The following is a 17,070-nucleotide window of genomic DNA, read 5'->3' as shown; positions in this document are numbered from 1 at the left end:
CACCCCGTCACCGTATGCGGCGTTGTCCACACCCGGTGACGGACGTCCTGCCGAGTCCCTCCGTGGGAGGCAGTCTGGTCAGCACACGTGATGCGGGTGAGACCGCACCGGCTGATGGGAGTGGATCCATGAACGAGATCACCGTGTCGTTGGCGGGCAACCTGGCGACCGAGCCGGAGCCTCGGACGACCAAGACCGGTGAGCCGGTCGTGAGCTTTCGCATCGTCGTCAACGAGCAGCGTTACGACGCCTCGCAAGGCACCTACACCGATTCGGCCAGCACCTTCATGACGGTGACGGCCTGGCGCAGCCTTGCCGTGAATGTCGCGGCCAGCCTGCACAAGGGGGAACCGGTCGTGGTCACCGGCCGACTGCGCGTGAACAAGTGGACCACGCAGGAGGGGGAGGCGCGCTCGACCGCCGAGGTGACGGCATACCACGTGGGTCACGACCTGAAGTTCGGCCGAAGCAGCTTCAGCAGACCGCAGCGGGCGGCCGGCTGGGGTGGACCGGTGCCGGCGGCCTCGCCGCCTGCGGAACCAGGACCGGGCGAGGGTTTCAATGCCGGACCGCTCACCCCTGCGGCAGAGCCGGCGCAGACCGGATGATGCCGATTCGGTGAACGGCGGTCGCCACAGATAGCCTTCGCACTATGGCCGAGTTCATCTACACCATGACCAAGGCACGCAAGGCGGTCGGGGACAAGCTCATCCTCGACGACGTCAGCATGTCCTTCTACCCAGGCGCCAAGATCGGCGTCGTCGGACCCAACGGTGCCGGAAAGTCCACGATCTTGAAGATCATGGCCGGACTGGACCAACCCTCCAACGGCGAGGCTCGTCTCTCGCCCGGCTTCAGCGTCGGCATCCTGCTGCAGGAGCCGCCGTTGAACGAGGAGAAGGACGTCCGCGGCAACGTCGAGGAGGGGCTCGGCCAGAGCAAGGCCGACCTGGACCGGTTCAACGCCATCTCGGAGGAGATGTCGTCGCCGGATGCCGACTTCGATGCGCTGATGGACGAGATGGGCAAGCTCCAGGAGAAGATCGACCACGCCGACGCGTGGGATCTCGACTCCCAGCTCGAGCAGGCGATGGACGCGCTGCGGTGCCCGCCAGGTGATGCGGACGTCACGGTGCTCTCCGGCGGTGAGCGCCGCCGGGTCGCGCTGTGCAAGCTGCTGCTGTCCAAGCCGGACCTGCTGCTGCTCGACGAGCCCACCAACCACCTGGACGCCGAGTCGGTGACCTGGCTGGAGCAGCACCTCGCGGCCTACTCCGGCACCGTCCTCGCCGTGACCCACGACCGGTACTTCCTGGACAACGTCGCGCAGTGGATCGCCGAGGTCGATCGCGGGCGGCTGTACCCCTACGAGGGCAACTACTCGACCTACCTGCAGAAGAAGAGCGAACGTCTCCAGGTGCAGGGCAAGAAGGATGTCAAGCTCGCCAAGCGGCTGAGCTCCGAGCTCGAGTGGGTTCGCTCCAACGCGAAGGCGCGCCAGACCAAGAGCAAGTCCCGGCTGGCCCGATACGAGGAGATGGCCGCCGAGGCCGACCGCACTCGCAAGCTGGACTTCGAGGAGATCGCGATCCCGCCGGGTCCGCGGCTGGGTTCGCAGGTCATCGAGGTCAACGACCTCAACAAGGGTTTCGACGACCGGGTCCTGATCGACGGACTGTCCTTCACCCTTCCGCGCAACGGCATCGTGGGCGTCATCGGCCCGAACGGTGTCGGCAAGACGACCCTCTTCAAGACCATCGTCGGGCTCGAGGAGCCCGACGCCGGCAGCGTCAAGGTGGGCGACACGGTCTCGATCAGCTATGTCGACCAGAGCCGCGGGGGACTGGATCCGAACAAGTCGCTGTGGGAGGTCGTGTCTGACGGGCTCGACTACATCCAGGTCGGCAAGGTCGAGATCCCTTCTCGCGCCTACGTTTCCCAGTTCGGGTTCAAGGGTCCGGACCAGCAGAAGAAGGCCGGGGTGCTCTCCGGTGGTGAGCGCAACCGCCTCAACCTGGCGCTGACCTTGAAGCAGGGCGGCAACCTGCTGCTGCTCGACGAGCCGACCAACGACTTGGACGTGGAGACGCTTGGCTCCCTGGAGAACGCGCTGCTGGACTTCCCCGGCTGCGTCGTGGTCACCAGCCACGACCGGTGGTTCCTCGACCGCGTGGTCACCCACATCCTCGCGTGGGAGGGCACCGACGAGAACCCGGGGAGCTGGTACTGGTTCGAGGGCAACTTCGCGTCCTACGAGCAGAACAAGATCGAACGACTCGGCCCGGAGGCCGCCCGCCCGCACCGCGTCACCCACCGCAAGCTGACCCGCGACTGAGCGCAACCACCACCGAGCAACCATCACCGGTGATGCGGACGCACGGCGAGTTGTGCACGTTCTCGCCAAGGGCGCAGCCACAGCTGCACCCTTGGCGCGAAAGCGCACATTTGGGTGGGGCTCAGTGGCGGTGGCGTAGGCGGTGCTCCAGGCCGGCCTTGACCATCGGCCACTCCCGGGCCACGACGGAGTAGACCACCGTGTCGCGCAGGCGACCGGCGGCATCGATGCTGTCGCAACGCAGCACACCGTCGAGATGCGCGCCCAGCCGTTCGATCGCGGCGCGGGACTGCTGGTTCATCCAGTGGGTCTGGAACTTCACGCACTCGCAGCCGAGGGCCTCGAAGGCGTGCGTCATCAGCAGCAGCTTGCTCTCCGCGTTCGTGCCCGTGCCGTGCACGGACTCTCGGTTCCAGGTGTAGCCGATCTCCACTCTCGGCACGCTCGGTTCGATGTCACAGAACGTCGTGGCACCGATCACCGTGTTGTCGGACTGGCGAACCGTCGTGAACGGCAGCATCCAGCCGGTCTTCTGCAGGCGCAGGCGTTCCTCGATCTGGTCGGTCATGTCCTCGGGGGAGGCCACGCCCGTGTACCAGCGGTCCCACAGCTGACCGTCCCGGGCGGCCGCCACGAGCCCGTCGAGATGATCCTGGTGCAGTGGCTCGAGGCGAACCAGTCGACCGGTCAGGGTGAGCGGGCGAAGCGGCGTCATCATCGTCATACGCCCATCTCACTGCATTTCTGGTCCGACTTCTAGGTCCAGAATGGCCTTATTCCGCAGTCCGGTATGGGTTACGGTGGACCGGTGCCTCGCTCTCGCCGCATCAGCAACCTGTGCCTCGACAAGAGTGAGGCGCGCAGCGTGGCCGGTCTGTCCGCCGCCATCGCCGCGCAGATCGGACCCGGGCGCCTCGGCAGGGGAGACGCCTTGCCGTCCACCCGCACGCTCGCCGCCGATCTCGGTGTTGCGCGATCACGCGTCGTGATGGCGTATGACGAACTCATCGCTGCGGGGCTCGTCGAGACCCGTGGCGGATCCGGCGCAGTGGTGGCGGTGGATGACGCCGAGGTCGTGCCAGACGATTCGCGGATCGCGGCCGGTCGGCCGCGGCTGGCACCAAGGCATTTCCGCGACGACCGTCCCGGCCCCGAGCGGGTTCGATTCAACCTGGCGCCGGGCGCTCCGGACGTCTCGCTGATCGACCGGCGGGACTGGCGACGGGCCTGGCGGGCGGCGTCTGCCACGGTGCCGGAGGTGGACTGGTATCGGCCGTTGCACCACCCCGAGCTCCAGGCTGCGCTCGTCACCTACCTCCGCCGGGCCCGCGGGATCACGGCCGCCGCGGAGGATGTGGTGATCTTCCCCGGGGTGTCCGCGGCCATCTCCGCCGTCGCAGACGCGCTCGGTGTCAGACGGGCTGCGATGGAGGACCCGGGCTATCCGATGGCACGGATTCCATTGCAGGAGAGCGCAGCACACCTTGATCTGCTCGCAGTGGATGAAGATGGGCTCCGCGTGGATCAGCTGACGGCGGAGCACGACCTCGCGTATGTGACTCCTGCTCACCAGTACCCCCTTGGCGGTCGCATGCCGGCCGGCCGCCGCCAACGACTGCTCGAGTGGTCGCACGACGCCGACGCGGTGATCATCGAAGACGACTTCGACGGGGAGTTTCGGCACGAGGCCGGGCCGCTCGGACCGTTGCGGGCGATGAAGGGCGGCGCCCAGCGGGTCGTCTATCTCGGCACGGCGTCCAAGATCCTGACACCCGACCTGCGGATCGCCTGGGCAGTGGTCCCGAGCTGGATGTCCGATGCGGTGCGGGTCTCCGGCGCGCGTCGGCGCACGGATGGCAGCCGGGTCGCCTCCCGGGCGATGTCGCGAATGATGGAGGACGGCAGCCTGACCCGGCATCTCACCCGCGCGCAGCGCACCTACTCTGCGAGGCGGACCCGCCTGGTGACCGCTCTGTCCGAGCGGTGTCCGGACATCGAGGTGCTCGGCGTGGCCACCGGCATCCATGTGGCCATTCGTTGGGGCTGCGGGGCCAGAGACACCGATGTCGTCGACCGCTGCGCCGAACGGGGACTGGTGGTCTCCGCCCTGTCGTCGTATGCCGTGGCGCATCCGGTCAACGGCCTCCTGCTCGGCTATGCGCAGTTGCCTGAGACGGCGGCGCGGCCGGTCGTGGACGAGATAGCCTGCGTGCTGGAGCAGCTCGGATGGTCCTAGTCCTGCTTGACGCGGACCATTCCCTCCTGTGCGACCGAGCAGATCAGGGTGCCGTCGATCGAGAAGATCTTGCCGAGCCCGAGTCCGCGACCGCCCGACGCGGACGGCGACTCCTGCTCGTAGAGCACCCAGTCGTCGATGCGCCCCGGCCGGTGAAACCACATCGCGTGATCCAGGCTCGCCGGACGCAGCCTGCGGTCGCCCCACACGAGCCCGTGGCGACGCAGGATCGACTCCAGGAGCGAGTAGTCCGAGCTGTAGGCGAGTACGGCGGCGTGCAACAGCGGGTCGTCGGGGAGCTGTTCGATCGCCTTCATCCAGACGTTCTGATGAGCCGAGTGCTGGCGTCCGGGCACGAGGTACAGCGCACCCTCGACGGTCCGCACATCCATCGCCCGACGCAGCCAGTGCCGCACCGCCGGGTGGTCGACCCCGGCGAGCTCCTCGGCGGCCGTGCGCACCCGGTCGGGGTCGGGCACGGAGTTCATGGCCGCCTGGTGGTCGAGCCCGTCGGCAGGAGTCTGGAAGGACAGCGTGGCAGACAAGATCGTGTGGCCGTACTGCATCGCGTGGACGCGCCGGACGGAGAACGACCTGCCGTCGCGCAGGTTCTCGACGGCGAACCGGATGGGATGGCTGGAGTCGCCGGGGCGAATGAAGTAGGCGTGCAGGGAATGGATCGGACGCTCACCCAGGCCCTCCACGGATCGCACGGTCCGTCCCCCCGCCATGACGGACTGGGCCAGCACCTGACCACCGAAGACCCTGCCGTGCGGGGTCACCTGGCTCCGACCGACGAACACGTCCAGGTTGCGCTCCGAGACGTCCGCATCCGTCGCGTCGCCCGTGACCTCGGGGCTGACCTGGGCACGCCCGGCCGGCTGCAGGTCGAGCACGTCCAGCAGGTCACGGACCGGGTTGTCCAGGGCGTCGGCGGTCGGGTCAGTGCTGTTGTCATCGCTCACCTGGCAGACTCTATCGAGTCCGTTCACGAAGACTTGCGAGGATGTGCCCATGCAGAACGAGCGACCGTACTCTGTCGACATCCCGTTGCGCTGGTCGGACATGGATGCGCTGCGGCACATCAACAACGTGCAGGTGGCACGGTTGCTGGAGGAGGCTCGTGTGCTCGGCCTCGCGGAGTGGTTCGGGTTCGACGCCGAGGGGTCGCGGGTCCCGCGGCTGCTGATCGCTCGCACCGAGATCGACTACCGCCGTCAGCTGCACTACCGACATCAGCCCGTGACCATCACCATGTGGGTCAGCAAGATCTCGGGCGCGTCGTTCGACCTGGACTACGAGGTGTTGTCGTCGAACGACCAGGACGCGCACGTCTGCTGCACGGCGCAGACCACCGTGGTCCACTTCGACATGGAGACCCAGCGACCGCAGCGGATCGACCCGGACACGAAGGCGGTGCTGGAGAAGTTTCAGGGTGAGCCGGTCGAGATGCGGCGGCGGGCGCGGCAATGAGCTCACTCAAGCTGGCGGACGACGAGTCCAGGTCCGACCTGACGACGTATGTGGCTCGGGCGCGTCAGGCGCGTCCCGACGGTGCCATCCGGTTGCAGGCCGTGGGAACGACCCTGGCCGCCTGGGTCGGGGTCCTGGACGGTCGCGGTCTCCTGGGCGAGGGCACCACCATAGGCCTGCGCACGCTGGCACTGCGGGAGGAGTCGACCGTCGACGTGACGGTGCCCCTGGCGGCGGTAGCCGACCGGTTGGCACGTGCCGACGTCGAGCCGGACCTCGACATCCCACCCCAGACGGTGGCCGCCGCCTGGGCCGCGCTGACCCCGCCGCGCACCGGGTGGCAGTCCGTCACGCAGGTGTCGATCGAAGCGCTCCGAAGCGCCGCCAGTCAAGGCATTGAGGAGATCACCCAGGGCGCGCCGGAAGGCTCGGGATCGGCCGCGGTCGCCACCCTGCGCTGGCGAGTGTGGACACGGCCACTGCCGACCTCGCTGGGCGCGGAAGGACTGCCGAGCAGCGTGGCGTTCGCGGTGCACGCCCTGGGGTTCGGCGTAGGCACAGTGGCGCAGGTGCATCGTGCCGCCTCCTGGCACCGCGTGAGCACACCCGCGGGCTTCGTGCTCGCGCGTTGAGACGCGGGTCGCCTTCTCGGACGCCTCGAACGGCGGACTAGCCAGGTAGTGAGCGCAGACTGCCCACCAGCGACGGTGATGGCCAGTGCACCGCCTGAACGGTCTCCGCGATCCCTCGCGGGTCCAGCCCGGCGGCAGCCAGGATGTCCTCGCGTGAGCCGGCCGCAATGTATCCCGGCTCCAGGCCGAGCGGCACGACCCGGGTCGTGATCCCGGCCCGTTGCGCGCTGTGACTGAGTGTCTCGCCGAAGCCACCCGGTAGGGCGTTGTCCTCCACCGTGACGGCGACGCGGTGATCTGCCACGATATTGAGCAGCTCGGGTGAGATGGGGAAGACCCAGCGAGGATCCACGACGGTCACCGAGACCCCGTGGGCGCGCATCAGGTTCGCCGCCGCGACGGCGGGCGCTGCCATGGCGCCGGTGGCGACCAGCAGGAGGTCGGCCCGGGTGGGTCGTGGTGTCAGCACGTCGACCGTGCCGATGCGCGCCCGTGCTCCCACCGGTGCCGGGCACTCTCCCGTGGGGAAGCGGATCGCGGTCGGCCCCGCGTCGTAGCCGATGGCCTCCCGAAGCAGATCCCGTAGCCGGACCGCGTCGCGTGGAGCCGCCACCCGCATACCGGGCACCAGACTGAAGAGGGAGATATCCCAGATGCCGTGGTGCGACGGCCCGTCCGGCCCGGTGACCCCAGACCGGTCGAGCACGAACGTGACTGGAGCAGAATGGAGCCCGACATCCATGAGGACCTGATCGAAGGCGCGATTCATGAACGTCGAGTAGATCGCCACCACCGGGTGCAGGCCGGCGGCCGCCAGACCCGCCGCGGAGGCAACGGCGTGCTGCTCGGCGATGCCGACGTCGTAGGCACGGTGCGGGAATCGCTCGGAGAACGGCAGCAGGCCGGTCGGCCGGCGCATCGCCGCGGTGACGGCGACCACATCGGCTCGATCCTCGCCGATCGCGACGAGCTCACTGCCGAAGATGTGGGTCCACTTCGGACGTCCCGACGCCGGACGGACGGGCCGGGCGCTCACCGTGTGCATGCGGTCGTCGACATCGGCCTCGGCGGCACGATATCCAGCACCCTTCCGGGTGACGACGTGCAGCACGCAGGGGCCCTTGCATCGGCGTGCCCTCGTCAGAGCCCGCTGAAGCCCCTTCAGATCATGCCCGTCCGTCGGGCCGAGATAGCTGAATCCGAGCACCTCGAAGAGGTTTGACGTCGCCGTCCCATCCCGCAGCTGCGACAGATGCTTGGGCAGCGCCCCCACCGTTGGTTCGTAGGACCGGCCGTTGTCGTTCAGCACGATGATGACATCTCGGTCGCAGGCGCCGAGATTGTTCATCGCCTCCCACGCCATGCCCCCGGTGAGAGCGCCATCGCCGATGACCGCAACGACCCGACGTCGCTGCCCGGCCAGCTGGTAGGCCTTGGCAAGCCCATCGGCATACGCCAAGGAGGTTGAGGCGTGAGAGTTCTCGACGATGTCGTGGTTGCTCTCACGCCGGGACGGATACCCGGACAGGCCACCCGCAGTGCGCAAGGAGCCGAGACAGTCGTGCCGGCCGGTGAGCATCTTGTGCACGTAGGCCTGGTGCCCGGTGTCCCAGATGATGGAGTCCCGGGGAGAGTCGAACGCCCGGTGCAGCGCGATCGAGAGCTCGACTACGCCGAGGTTCGGCCCCAGATGACCACCGGTCGCGCAGACCTTGTCGATCAGCTCGGCACGAATCTCCTTGGCCAGCAGCGGAAGCTGGGACTGCGCGAGAGCCTTCACGTCGTCCGGGCCGTTGATCCTGGGAAGCAGGGCCATGTCGGCGGTCATCAGGCCACCGCCGCTCGGATCGTCTCCCGGAGCGATCCCGTCGTGGCGACGACGGCGGTGGGCTCGTAGCCGCAGTGGGCCATGCAGTTGGCGCAGCGCGGGTCCTTGCCGCGGCCGAAGGCATCCCAGTCGGTGTCCTCGATCAGCTCCCGGTACGTGGAGACGTAGCCGTCGTCGAGCAGGTAGCACGGACGCTGCCAGCCCTTCAGGGAGTAGGACGGGATCGCCCACGGGGTGCACTCGAAGTCGACCTTGCCTTCGAGGAAGTCGAGGAAGAGCGGCGAGTGGTTGAGCCGCCACTTCTTGCGCCGACCGTCGGCGAAGGCCTCCTTGAAGAGCGCGCGCGTCTCTTCGACGCCGAGGAACCCGTTCTGGTCCGGTGCCTTCCAGTAGGCGTAGCCCGGGGCGATCTGCATGTTGTCCACGTGCAGGTCGTCGTTGAGGTAGTTCAGCACATCGATGACGTCCTGCGGTGAGTCGCTGTTGAAGACCGTGGTGTTGGTCATGACACGGAATCCACGCTCCTTGACGAGCTTGATCGCCTCGACCGCGCCCTCGAATCCTCCCTCGTGACAGACCGACTCATCGTGCCTCTGCTTCATCCCATCGAGGTGGATCATCCACGAGAAGTTCGGGTGCGGCGTGAACTTGTCGATGTGCCGTGGCATCAGCAGGGCATTCGTGCACAAGAAGACGATCTTGTCCCGGTCGAGCAGCTGACGCACGATCTCGTCGATCTGCGGGTGCATCAGGGGTTCACCACCGGCGAGCGAGACCATCGGTGCGCCACACTCCTCGATGGCAGCGATGGCCTGCTCGACCGGCATCCGCTGCCTGAGCATGGCCGCCGGCTCCTCGACCTTGCCGCACCCGGCGCAGTGCAGGTTGCAGGCAAAGAGGGGCTCGAGCTCGACAATGAGCGGGAACTTGTCCCTCCGCAGCAGCTTCTGCTTGGCCAGGTAGCGACCCAGTCGGAGTGTTTGACGCAGTGGCATAGCCATTTCAGCTGACCTCCCGTGGAAGTGAGAACCGCACATCCTCTTGGGTGACGGGTGATTCGGCGACGGTCAGGTCGCCCAAGGCGGAGAGCGACTGCAACAGCTCCTCGACGAGGTGTGCCGGAGCGGATGCGCCGGCGGTGACACCGACTCTGCGGGTCCGCGCCAGCCACGCGAGATCGACGGCGCCGACGTCGTCGACCAGATGTGCCGTGGCTCCGGCCGCTTGCGCCACCTCGACCAGTCGGCGCGAGTTGGACGAGTTGCCCGACCCGACGACGAGCACGAGATCGCACTGAGCGGCGACCTCGGCGACCGCCTGCTGTCGGTTGCTCGTGGCGTAGCAGATGTCCTCGTGGCGTGGGCCGGACAGCAGCGGATACCTGGCGCGCAGGACCGCCGCGGACCGTTCGGCCTCGGACACCGCAAGGGTCGTCTGCATGACGTAGGACACGTGCTCCGGGTCGGGTGCCTCGACCAACGCGGCCTCTTCCGGGTTGTCCACGACCACAACATGATCCGGTGCCTCACCACGTGTGCCGACGACCTCCTCGTGCTCCGCGTGACCGATGAGGAAGATCGTGTTGCCACGCGAGGCATACCGCTGCACCTCGTGGTGCACCTTCGCGACCAGGGGGCAGGTGGCATCGATGACCTGAAGCTCGCGCTCACTCGCCTGCCGGCGCACCGAAGGTGCCACGCCGTGCGCCGCGAGCACTGCGACGGATCCTCGGGGCACCTCGTCGAGCTCCTCGACGAACACCGCACCCAGCCGTTCCAGGCGTGACACGACATGGGTGTTGTGCACGATCTGCCGTCGCACGTAGACGGGTGCACCATTCATCTGCAAGGCGCGCTCCACGATCTCGATGGCCCGTTCGACGCCTGCGCAGAACGAGCGAGGGCTGGCCAGGCAGACGTCACGGGCCAGGACGGCCTCGGCCCACTGCTCGAGTGTCGGCGCTGTGGCGGACAGCGTGTGCAGGGCGCGTATCCCGCGTCTCAGCGTGCCGGCGCGGCGCAGCGGGTTGTCGGCGGTGTCGACAATCGTGCGGACCACTGCCAGCTGCCCGTCCGGCACCTGGGTGGCGACATAGCCGGACTCCGTGTCCACCGCGAGCGCGCCCGATCTCGCGAGCTCCAGCCGGTCTGAGCCGTCGACGACGCGTGGCGTGGTCTCGATCGCGCCGACATGGACGGTCAGGCCGGCGGCTCGTAGGGCGCGGGCGAGCATGGGCGCGGCGGGGCAGAGCGTCTCCGTGTCGCCCAGCCGCACGCGGTCGGCAACCACCACGTCGCCCGGCCGCACGCCGGGTGCCAGACCGCCGGCGACGCCGGCGAGCAGCGTCGGGCGGCCGCCGAGGACATGGGTCGACCGGCCCCGACCGGCGAGGTTCACCGGCACCGAGAGTCGGTGCGCCAGCGCTTGTTGCTCGATCCGCAGCGGCGTATAGATGGCTCCACTCATCACGTGCCCCCTTGCAGGTAGCGGCCGAGCGCCCAGATGGGGAACACCAGCCGGTAGAGGTGGTAGCTGATGTAGAAGTCACCGGGGAATCCGGTGCCGGTGAACAGGTGCTCGTCCCAGCCGCCGTCCTCTCGCTGGGTGTTCGCGAGATGGGCGATCCCACGCTCAACGGCGGTTTCGGTGAGTTCCCCCGCACGTGCAGCAGAGCCCTCGCCGGCCGCCACCAGCGCCATGAGCGCCCAGCCGGTCTGGGACGGGGTCGATTCACCACGGCCTATCCAGGCGGGAGCATCGTAGGAGCGCAGATCCTCGCCCCAGCCGCCGTCGGTGTTCTGATGCGCCTCCAGCCAGCGCACCGCCGCGCGGATGGCCTGGTGATCGGTGGGTATTCCGGCGGCGATGAGGGCGGGCACCACCGCTCCGGTGCCGTAGACGTGGTTTGCGCCCCACCGTCCGAACCAGGAGCCGTCGTCCTCCTGGTGCTCGAGCAGCCAGCGCACTCCGCGCTTGCAGCGTTCACCACGGGCCCGGCCCTCTGCAGCGAGCATTTCCACGACGTGTGCGGTGACATCGGCCGATGGTGGGTCGATCACGGCGCCGAAGTCGCAGAAGGGCAGCTCATTGGCCAGGGTGTGTGTGTTGTTGGCGTCGAAGGCGCCCCAGCCGCCGTCCCGCGACTGCATGCCGGCGGTCCAGGCGATGCCGCGGTCTACGGCCTTTCGCAGCAGTGTCGGCCGGTTGCTCCCGACCCGGCGCAGCGCCATGACAATGATGGCGCTGTCGTCGGTGTCTGGATAGTTGTCGTTGGCGAACTCGAACGCCCAACCTCCGGACGGCAGGTGCGGGGTGCGCCCACTCCAGTCGCCGTCGACGGTGATCTGCTCGTCCACGAGCCACTCGCTCGCCTTGCGGATGGCCGGGTCGTCCGCGTCCACACCGGAGTCCAGCATGGCATTCAGTGCCAGGGCGGTGTCCCACACGGGGGACTGGCAGGCCTCCAGCTGACGCATCGGGCCGTCAGGTGTCTCCTTGGTGAGCACAAAGCCGTCGAGCCCCTCGACGCCGGCCTTCATCGCCGGATGGTCGAGTGGATATCCGAGGAGATGCAGTGCGAGCAGGGAGTAGACCCAGGGCGGCTGGATCCCGCCCCAGCCGCCATCTGCCTCCTGCCGTGCCAGGATCCACTCGGCGGCCAGGCGCATGGCGCCCTGCCGCACGGGCATCAGCGGATGCTTGGCGTAGGCGTGCAGTGCGACGTCGAGTCGCTGGAATGCGCCACCGATGCTGCGCCAGGACTGCTTGGCCGGCCCCGCTGCGCCAGTGCGGAGCTCGTCGATCTTGAAGGGGAGCGGTCGTCGCGGTCGCAGGGTGCAGACCACGGTCAACGGGACGATGGTCTGGCGTGCCCAGCATCCCCAGTTGTAGATGTTGAGCGGGAACCACTTCGGCAGCAGCATCAGCTCGGGAGGCATGTTGGGCAGGTCGTCCCAGTCCCAGAGCCCGAAGAGCGCCAGCCAGATCCTGGTGAAGACTCGTGATCGCTCGACGCCGCCCTGCTGCTGGACGAAGTCCGCCGCGCGGCGCATGTGCTCCGCGGCCGGCTTGTCGCCGGCGATTCGCAGAGCGACCCACGCCTCGGTCGTCGTCGACAGGTCACCGGGACCGCCGGCGAACGTCGCCCACGTCCCGTCGTCTCGCTGCTGGGACCGGATCCAGCGAGCGCTCTGCTCTCGTGTCTCTGCCGTTGCGATGTGCAAGAACTCCCGCAGCATCATGTCCTCGGCATCCATCGTCACATTGGTCTCGAGATCGCCCTTCCACCAGCCGCCCTCGTCCTGGAGAGACCGAAGGTAGGTGAGGGCGGCGTTCAGCGTGTGCTGAGCGGCGCTGCCCGAAGAGGCGTGCGTCGAGGTGTCGGTTGCGGTATCTGTCATGTTTCAGGCCTTCCTGGCGCAGATGAAGTCGGCCAGCTCGCACAGCTCGTCGACGGCATCGCGGACGAGCGCGGTGCCGTCCAGGTCGTTCTTGGCTGCATCGACCAGATCGGCGGCGCGATGCTCCGCCCAGTCCTTCGCGCGCAGACGATCGAGTGCATCGACCGCGGAGGCGATCTCGCTCTCGGTTGTGCCACCGGTCGTCAACCAGGCCCGCAGCCGATCGGCGTCGGCGCTGCCCTGCTCGAGCGCCCAGGTCATCGGAAGCGACTTCTTCTTGGCGCGCAGATCCGAGTGGTTGGACTTGCCGGTGACCTTGGGATCGCCCCAGATGCCGAGCACGTCATCGATCAGCTGGAAGGCCAGGCCGACATGAATGCCATAGGACCACAGGGGCCGGACCAGATCCCGGTCGGCATCGGCGAGCAGCGCGCCGATGACGGTGCTGGCCGCGAGGAGCGACGACGTCTTGCGTGTCGACATGGCTTCGCACTCGGCCAGCGGAACGGTGCCGCGTTCCTCGAACTCCATGTCCTGGACCTGCCCATGGATGAGGGTGCGGGTCGCGCGTTCCAACATCAGGGCGGCCCGGGGGGCACCGGTGCCGGTGTCCTCCAGCACGACCTCGCGTGCCAGAGAGGCCATCGCGTCCCCGGCGAGGATCGCCGTGGGCTCACCCCAGATCGACCAGACCGTGGGGCGGTGCCTCCGGGTCACATCTCGGTCCATGATGTCGTCGTGCACGAGAGAGAAGTTGTGCACGAGCTCGACCGCGACCGCCCCGGCCACAACGGCCGACGGATCTGCCCCGACGGCTCGCGCTCCGGCGAGCGCCAGCGTCGGTCGGACCGCCTTGCCGCCGTCCTCGACGGTCGGATCACCATGCTCGTCGACCCATCCCAGGTGATACGCGACGACCTTCCGCAACTGGGGGTCCAGCCGGTCGACGGCCTTCCGTAGTGCCGGTACGACCAGAGATCTGGTCTCGTCGAGCGCCCGGTCCGGTCCGTTCATGCTGCCACCTCGTCTCGTCGCGCCGGCGTGTGTTCCTGCAGTGCGCTCGCCGCCGCATGGCCGCTGCGCACAGCACCCTCCATCGTTGCCGGCCAGCCCGTCGCGGTCCACGCGCCGGCGACTGCGAGGCCGGGCAAAGCAGTTCGGGCTGCGGGCCGGGACAGTGCGGTTCCTGGGGCGGGCCGGAACGTCGCGTGTGGCTCCCGGGTGACGAAGAAGTCCTGGACCGTGGCATCCGTCATACGGGGGAGTATGCGCACGAACTCGGGCAGGAGCGTCGTCCGCAGCTCGGCGACGGTGCAGCCGATCAGGTCGTCCGCCGCGGACAGGCTGGCCACGAGATACTGCCCGCAGGGGAGTCCCGAGGATGTGGTCCGGTCGAAGAGCCACTGCAGCGGACTGTCGACCGCGGCGAGGAACGGTTCACTCATGACCTGCCGGTCGATGACCACATGGAGGTTGACGATGGGCGAGCGGCCGAGTCGGTTGACGAAGTCGGCCGGCACTCGCAGCGCTGCGGACCCGACGAGCCCGTCGGCAATGTCCGGCGGGACAGCCACAACGAGGCGATCGAAGGTGCGGTGGGTGTCATCCAGGTCGACGCGCCACCCACTCGTGGTGCGGGTCACTGCCCGCACACGGGAACGCGTGCACACCTCGGCCCCGGCTACGTCGAGGGCCCGTAGGGCAGCAGCGCCGTGCAGCTGCTGAAGTGGCACGGTGGCCCAGCCGATGTCGGCGCCACCCTTGTCGCCGAGCAGCCCGAGCTGGAACACCGTCGCAGCGAGGGCCAGCGAGGCCTGATCGGCATGGGCGTTCAACGTTGCGAGGCCGACGAGATCCCAAAGGGTCTCGACTGCGCGCGGGCTGCAACCCTGCTGCCGCAACCAGTCGCCGAAGCTGACGTCATCGGTCTCCGAGGCGTCGCGGTCTACCCTGCCGAGGGCAAGGGCGACGCGTGCCGCCTGAAGCCGTTCGCGTAAGGGGATCCATCGGTGTGCGAGGAGTGCTCCCCCTAGATGGAGGGGAGACGGCAGCGACGTGCGGTGAATGCGGGTGCCCCGGCCACTCGAACCGCTGCGCATCGTGATCGTCAGCTGTGGTTGCAGCTGGACCTGATGCTCCACGCCGAGCCGCTCGAGGAGCTGCCGATAGCTGGTGCAGCAGCGAAGGAACACATGCTGGCCGTTGTCGACCCAGAGACCCTCTCGCTGGAAGGAGTTGGTGAGTCCGCCGAGCCGTGACCGGGATTCAAGCAGTATGACGTGGTGGCCCGCGTCGGCGAGGTCGAGCGCAGCGGTGATACCGGCGAGCCCCCCTCCGATCACACCGACGGTTGCCATGTCAGATCACGGTCCTGCTCAGCGCGGCCACGGCGACGCGCCCCTTTTCCCAGGTCGGCAGCGAGACACGGTGGTCGTAGACCGAGGTGGGGTGCTGCCGAATGCGTTGCAGCAGATGATGGTAGATGCCGGCCATGGCGGCGCAGCAGGCGGCGCTGCGGCCGTCCAGCTCCGGTAGCAGCCGCATTCCGAGGTCGTACCACTGTTCCGCGCGGGCCGCGGCGAAGTCGATGTAGCCGGCGAGGTGTGCCTCCGGATCGCTGAGGGAGCCGCGCTCGTCCAGCTCGAGGGTGACGCCGAACTGCTCGAGCTCACGGGCCGGCAGGTACACACGACCCACGAGCAGGTCCTCGCGGATGTCGCGCAGGATGTTTGTCTGCTGCAGTGCTATTCCCAGCTGGTCGGCGAAGCGCGGTGCGCGCGGGTCGGACCCGGTGCCGAAGATGGCAAGGCACAGACGGCCGACGGACCCGGCCACCCGCCGGCAGTAGATCGTGAGGTCGTGAAAGTCGTCGTATCGAACTCCCGCGAGATCCATCTCGACCCCGTCGACGAGCTCGTAGAACGCATCGAGGGGGACGGGGAAGTCGCGCGCCGTCTGAGCAACCGCCGCAAGCACCGGTTCGGTCGCGTTGTCGATGTCGGCGAGGGACTTGCGCAGGGAGGCCAGCCGATCGGCACGCTGGGCGACCGGTGCGTCACAGTCACCGATGTCGTCGATGCGACGGGCCAGCGCATACAGGGAGCAGAGGGCCGCACGTTTGGTCGAGGGCAGCAGGCGGATGCCGTAATAGAAGTTCTTCGCCTCGCTGCGCGTGATGCTCTCGCACGTCAGGTAGGCCTGCTCGGTCGTCGTGGTGCTCATGCGGAGCCCCGCCGGGTCATCAGGAGCACCAGTACGTGTCGCAGTAGGTCGACCCGTCGGGGTCGCGGCGTAGACCGCGTCACGTCACCGCGGGCGTGCTCCAGGGCGTCTGCCGTTGCCATGCCGCCGGCCAGGTAGCCGGCCACGGCGATCCGGGCCCACCCGTGCAGCTCGCCGATCAGGGGTTGCCCCGTCTGCATCAGATGTCGTGCTCGCCGCACCTGGACGAGGACCACCGCGCGCAGGGCGCCCGCCTGGCGAGGATTCAGGATGTCGGCGCTCGGGCATCCCGCATGGGACAGGTCGACCTGCGGCAGGTAGAGGCGGCCCTGGTGGAAGTCCTCCACCACGTCCTGACAGTGCTCCAGCACCTGAAGCGCGCTGCAGATCCGATCGGAGAGCTCCTGCCGCTCCGTAGTCGACTGCCCGAAGGCCGCCAGCACCATGCGACCGATCGGGTCGGCGGACAGTCGGCAGTATCCCAGCAGGTCCTCGAAGGTGGCGTACTCGTGCACCTGCTGGTCCTGCAGGTTCGCGTCAACCAGCCGCTGGAGGGCCTCCCTCTGCAGGTCACCTGCGCGGGGGGTCGGTATGAACTGACGCAGGCAGGGGTCGCGTGGTGTGCCACCGTCGAAGAGGGTGTCCAGGTCCTTCCGGAACTCGGCGAGGAGGCGACCGCGATCCCCCGGCGCCTCATCGCCCAGGTCGTCGATGTGCCGGGCGACGACGTAGATCTGTCGCAGTTGCCGGCGAACCGCGGGTGGCAGCAACCGCATCGCGACCGGGAAGTTCTCAGTCCGCTCGCGAGGGTCGTACAGAGCCGGCCCCTCGAGCTCCGCTGCCGGCGACGTCGCTGTCATACCTCCAAGCGTGCTCGAAGGCGGCGTCAAGAGTCTCGACTCAGAGGTGTGGCAATTACTGCGATCGGTTGTCACTTGGTGATA

The 17,070-nt window shown here is 68.1% G+C and carries 15 protein-coding genes; 5 read left to right on the top strand and 10 right to left on the bottom strand.

The features are described 5' to 3' along the window. The first annotated feature begins 128 nt into the window (after positions 1-128). Both FGL98_RS05665 and ettA read left to right on the top strand, forming a co-directional pair. Complete coding sequence (locus FGL98_RS05665; RefSeq protein WP_186525995.1) at positions 129-608, top strand: single-stranded DNA-binding protein; 480 nt, start codon at positions 129-131, stop codon at positions 606-608. A 44-nt stretch (positions 609-652) separates the two neighbouring features. Continuing rightward, positions 653-2,335: an energy-dependent translational throttle protein EttA gene (ettA, locus tag FGL98_RS05660; protein ID WP_146315755.1), complete on the top strand. Its 1,683-nt coding sequence runs from the start codon at positions 653-655 to the stop codon at positions 2,333-2,335. 121 nt (positions 2,336-2,456) lie between these two features. On the opposite strand, the gene FGL98_RS05655 is transcribed toward ettA, so the two are convergent. Next, positions 2,457-3,050 carry a GNAT family N-acetyltransferase gene (locus FGL98_RS05655; RefSeq protein WP_146315796.1) on the bottom strand — a complete coding sequence of 198 codons (594 nt, stop codon included), beginning with the start codon at positions 3,048-3,050 and terminating at the stop codon, positions 2,457-2,459. A 93-nt stretch (positions 3,051-3,143) separates the two neighbouring features. On the opposite strand from FGL98_RS05655, the gene pdxR reads away from it, so the two are divergent. Beyond that, positions 3,144-4,571, top strand: a complete 1,428-nt coding sequence (pdxR, locus tag FGL98_RS05650; RefSeq protein ID WP_186525994.1) for a MocR-like pyridoxine biosynthesis transcription factor PdxR — start codon at positions 3,144-3,146, stop codon at positions 4,569-4,571. Here pdxR and FGL98_RS05645 read toward each other — a convergent pair. After that, positions 4,568-5,536: an acyl-CoA thioesterase gene (locus FGL98_RS05645; RefSeq protein WP_246136385.1), complete on the bottom strand. Its 969-nt coding sequence runs from the start codon at positions 5,534-5,536 to the stop codon at positions 4,568-4,570. The genes pdxR and FGL98_RS05645 overlap by 4 nt on opposite strands. Before the next feature lie 49 nt (positions 5,537-5,585). On the opposite strand from FGL98_RS05645, the gene FGL98_RS05640 reads away from it, so the two are divergent. Both FGL98_RS05640 and FGL98_RS05635 read left to right on the top strand, forming a co-directional pair. Continuing rightward, complete coding sequence (locus FGL98_RS05640; protein ID WP_146315752.1) at positions 5,586-6,044, top strand: acyl-CoA thioesterase; 459 nt, start codon at positions 5,586-5,588, stop codon at positions 6,042-6,044. Then, complete coding sequence (locus FGL98_RS05635; protein WP_146315751.1) at positions 6,041-6,676, top strand: DUF8185 domain-containing protein; 636 nt, start codon at positions 6,041-6,043, stop codon at positions 6,674-6,676. The genes FGL98_RS05640 and FGL98_RS05635 overlap by 4 nt, the downstream gene beginning before the upstream one ends. Positions 6,677-6,713: 37 nt before the next feature. Here the strand turns inward: FGL98_RS05635 and FGL98_RS05630 are convergent, their stop codons facing one another. The 8 genes from FGL98_RS05630 to FGL98_RS05595 are packed head-to-tail and all read right to left on the bottom strand — an operon-like array spanning position 6,714 to position 16,986. After that, a complete protein-coding gene (locus FGL98_RS05630; protein WP_146315750.1) occupies positions 6,714-8,504 on the bottom strand; it encodes a 1-deoxy-D-xylulose-5-phosphate synthase in 1,791 nt (596 codons plus the stop codon). Then, on the bottom strand, positions 8,504-9,505 hold the full coding sequence (gene hpnH, locus FGL98_RS05625; RefSeq protein ID WP_146315749.1) for an adenosyl-hopene transferase HpnH: 1,002 nt from the start codon (positions 9,503-9,505) through the stop codon (positions 8,504-8,506). Before hpnH ends, FGL98_RS05630 begins: the two co-directional genes overlap by 1 nt. Position 9,506: 1 nt before the next feature. Further along, entirely contained in the window at positions 9,507-10,970 is a 1,464-nt protein-coding gene (ispH, locus tag FGL98_RS05620) for a 4-hydroxy-3-methylbut-2-enyl diphosphate reductase (RefSeq protein WP_146315748.1), read from the bottom strand. Further along, a complete protein-coding gene (gene shc, locus FGL98_RS05615) occupies positions 10,970-12,904 on the bottom strand; it encodes a squalene--hopene cyclase (protein WP_146315747.1) in 1,935 nt (644 codons plus the stop codon). Before shc ends, ispH begins: the two co-directional genes overlap by 1 nt. Before the next feature lie 3 nt (positions 12,905-12,907). Next, positions 12,908-13,918 carry a polyprenyl synthetase family protein gene (locus FGL98_RS05610; RefSeq protein WP_146315746.1) on the bottom strand — a complete coding sequence of 337 codons (1,011 nt, stop codon included), beginning with the start codon at positions 13,916-13,918 and terminating at the stop codon, positions 12,908-12,910. Continuing rightward, positions 13,915-15,261: a hydroxysqualene dehydroxylase HpnE gene (gene hpnE / locus FGL98_RS05605; RefSeq protein ID WP_146315745.1), complete on the bottom strand. Its 1,347-nt coding sequence runs from the start codon at positions 15,259-15,261 to the stop codon at positions 13,915-13,917. Before hpnE ends, FGL98_RS05610 begins: the two co-directional genes overlap by 4 nt. 1 nt (position 15,262) lies before the next feature. After that, entirely contained in the window at positions 15,263-16,126 is an 864-nt protein-coding gene (hpnD, locus tag FGL98_RS05600; protein WP_146315744.1) for a presqualene diphosphate synthase HpnD, read from the bottom strand. Next, positions 16,123-16,986, bottom strand: coding sequence for a squalene/phytoene synthase family protein (locus FGL98_RS05595; RefSeq protein ID WP_146315743.1), 864 nt, complete (start codon positions 16,984-16,986; stop codon positions 16,123-16,125). The genes hpnD and FGL98_RS05595 overlap by 4 nt, the downstream gene beginning before the upstream one ends. Positions 16,987-17,070 lie beyond the last annotated feature (84 nt).

Source organism: Leekyejoonella antrihumi (assembly GCF_007845645.1).
Classification (GTDB): Bacteria; Actinomycetota; Actinomycetes; order Actinomycetales; family Dermatophilaceae; genus Leekyejoonella; species Leekyejoonella antrihumi.
This window is presented reverse-complemented; position numbering and strand designations above follow the sequence as displayed.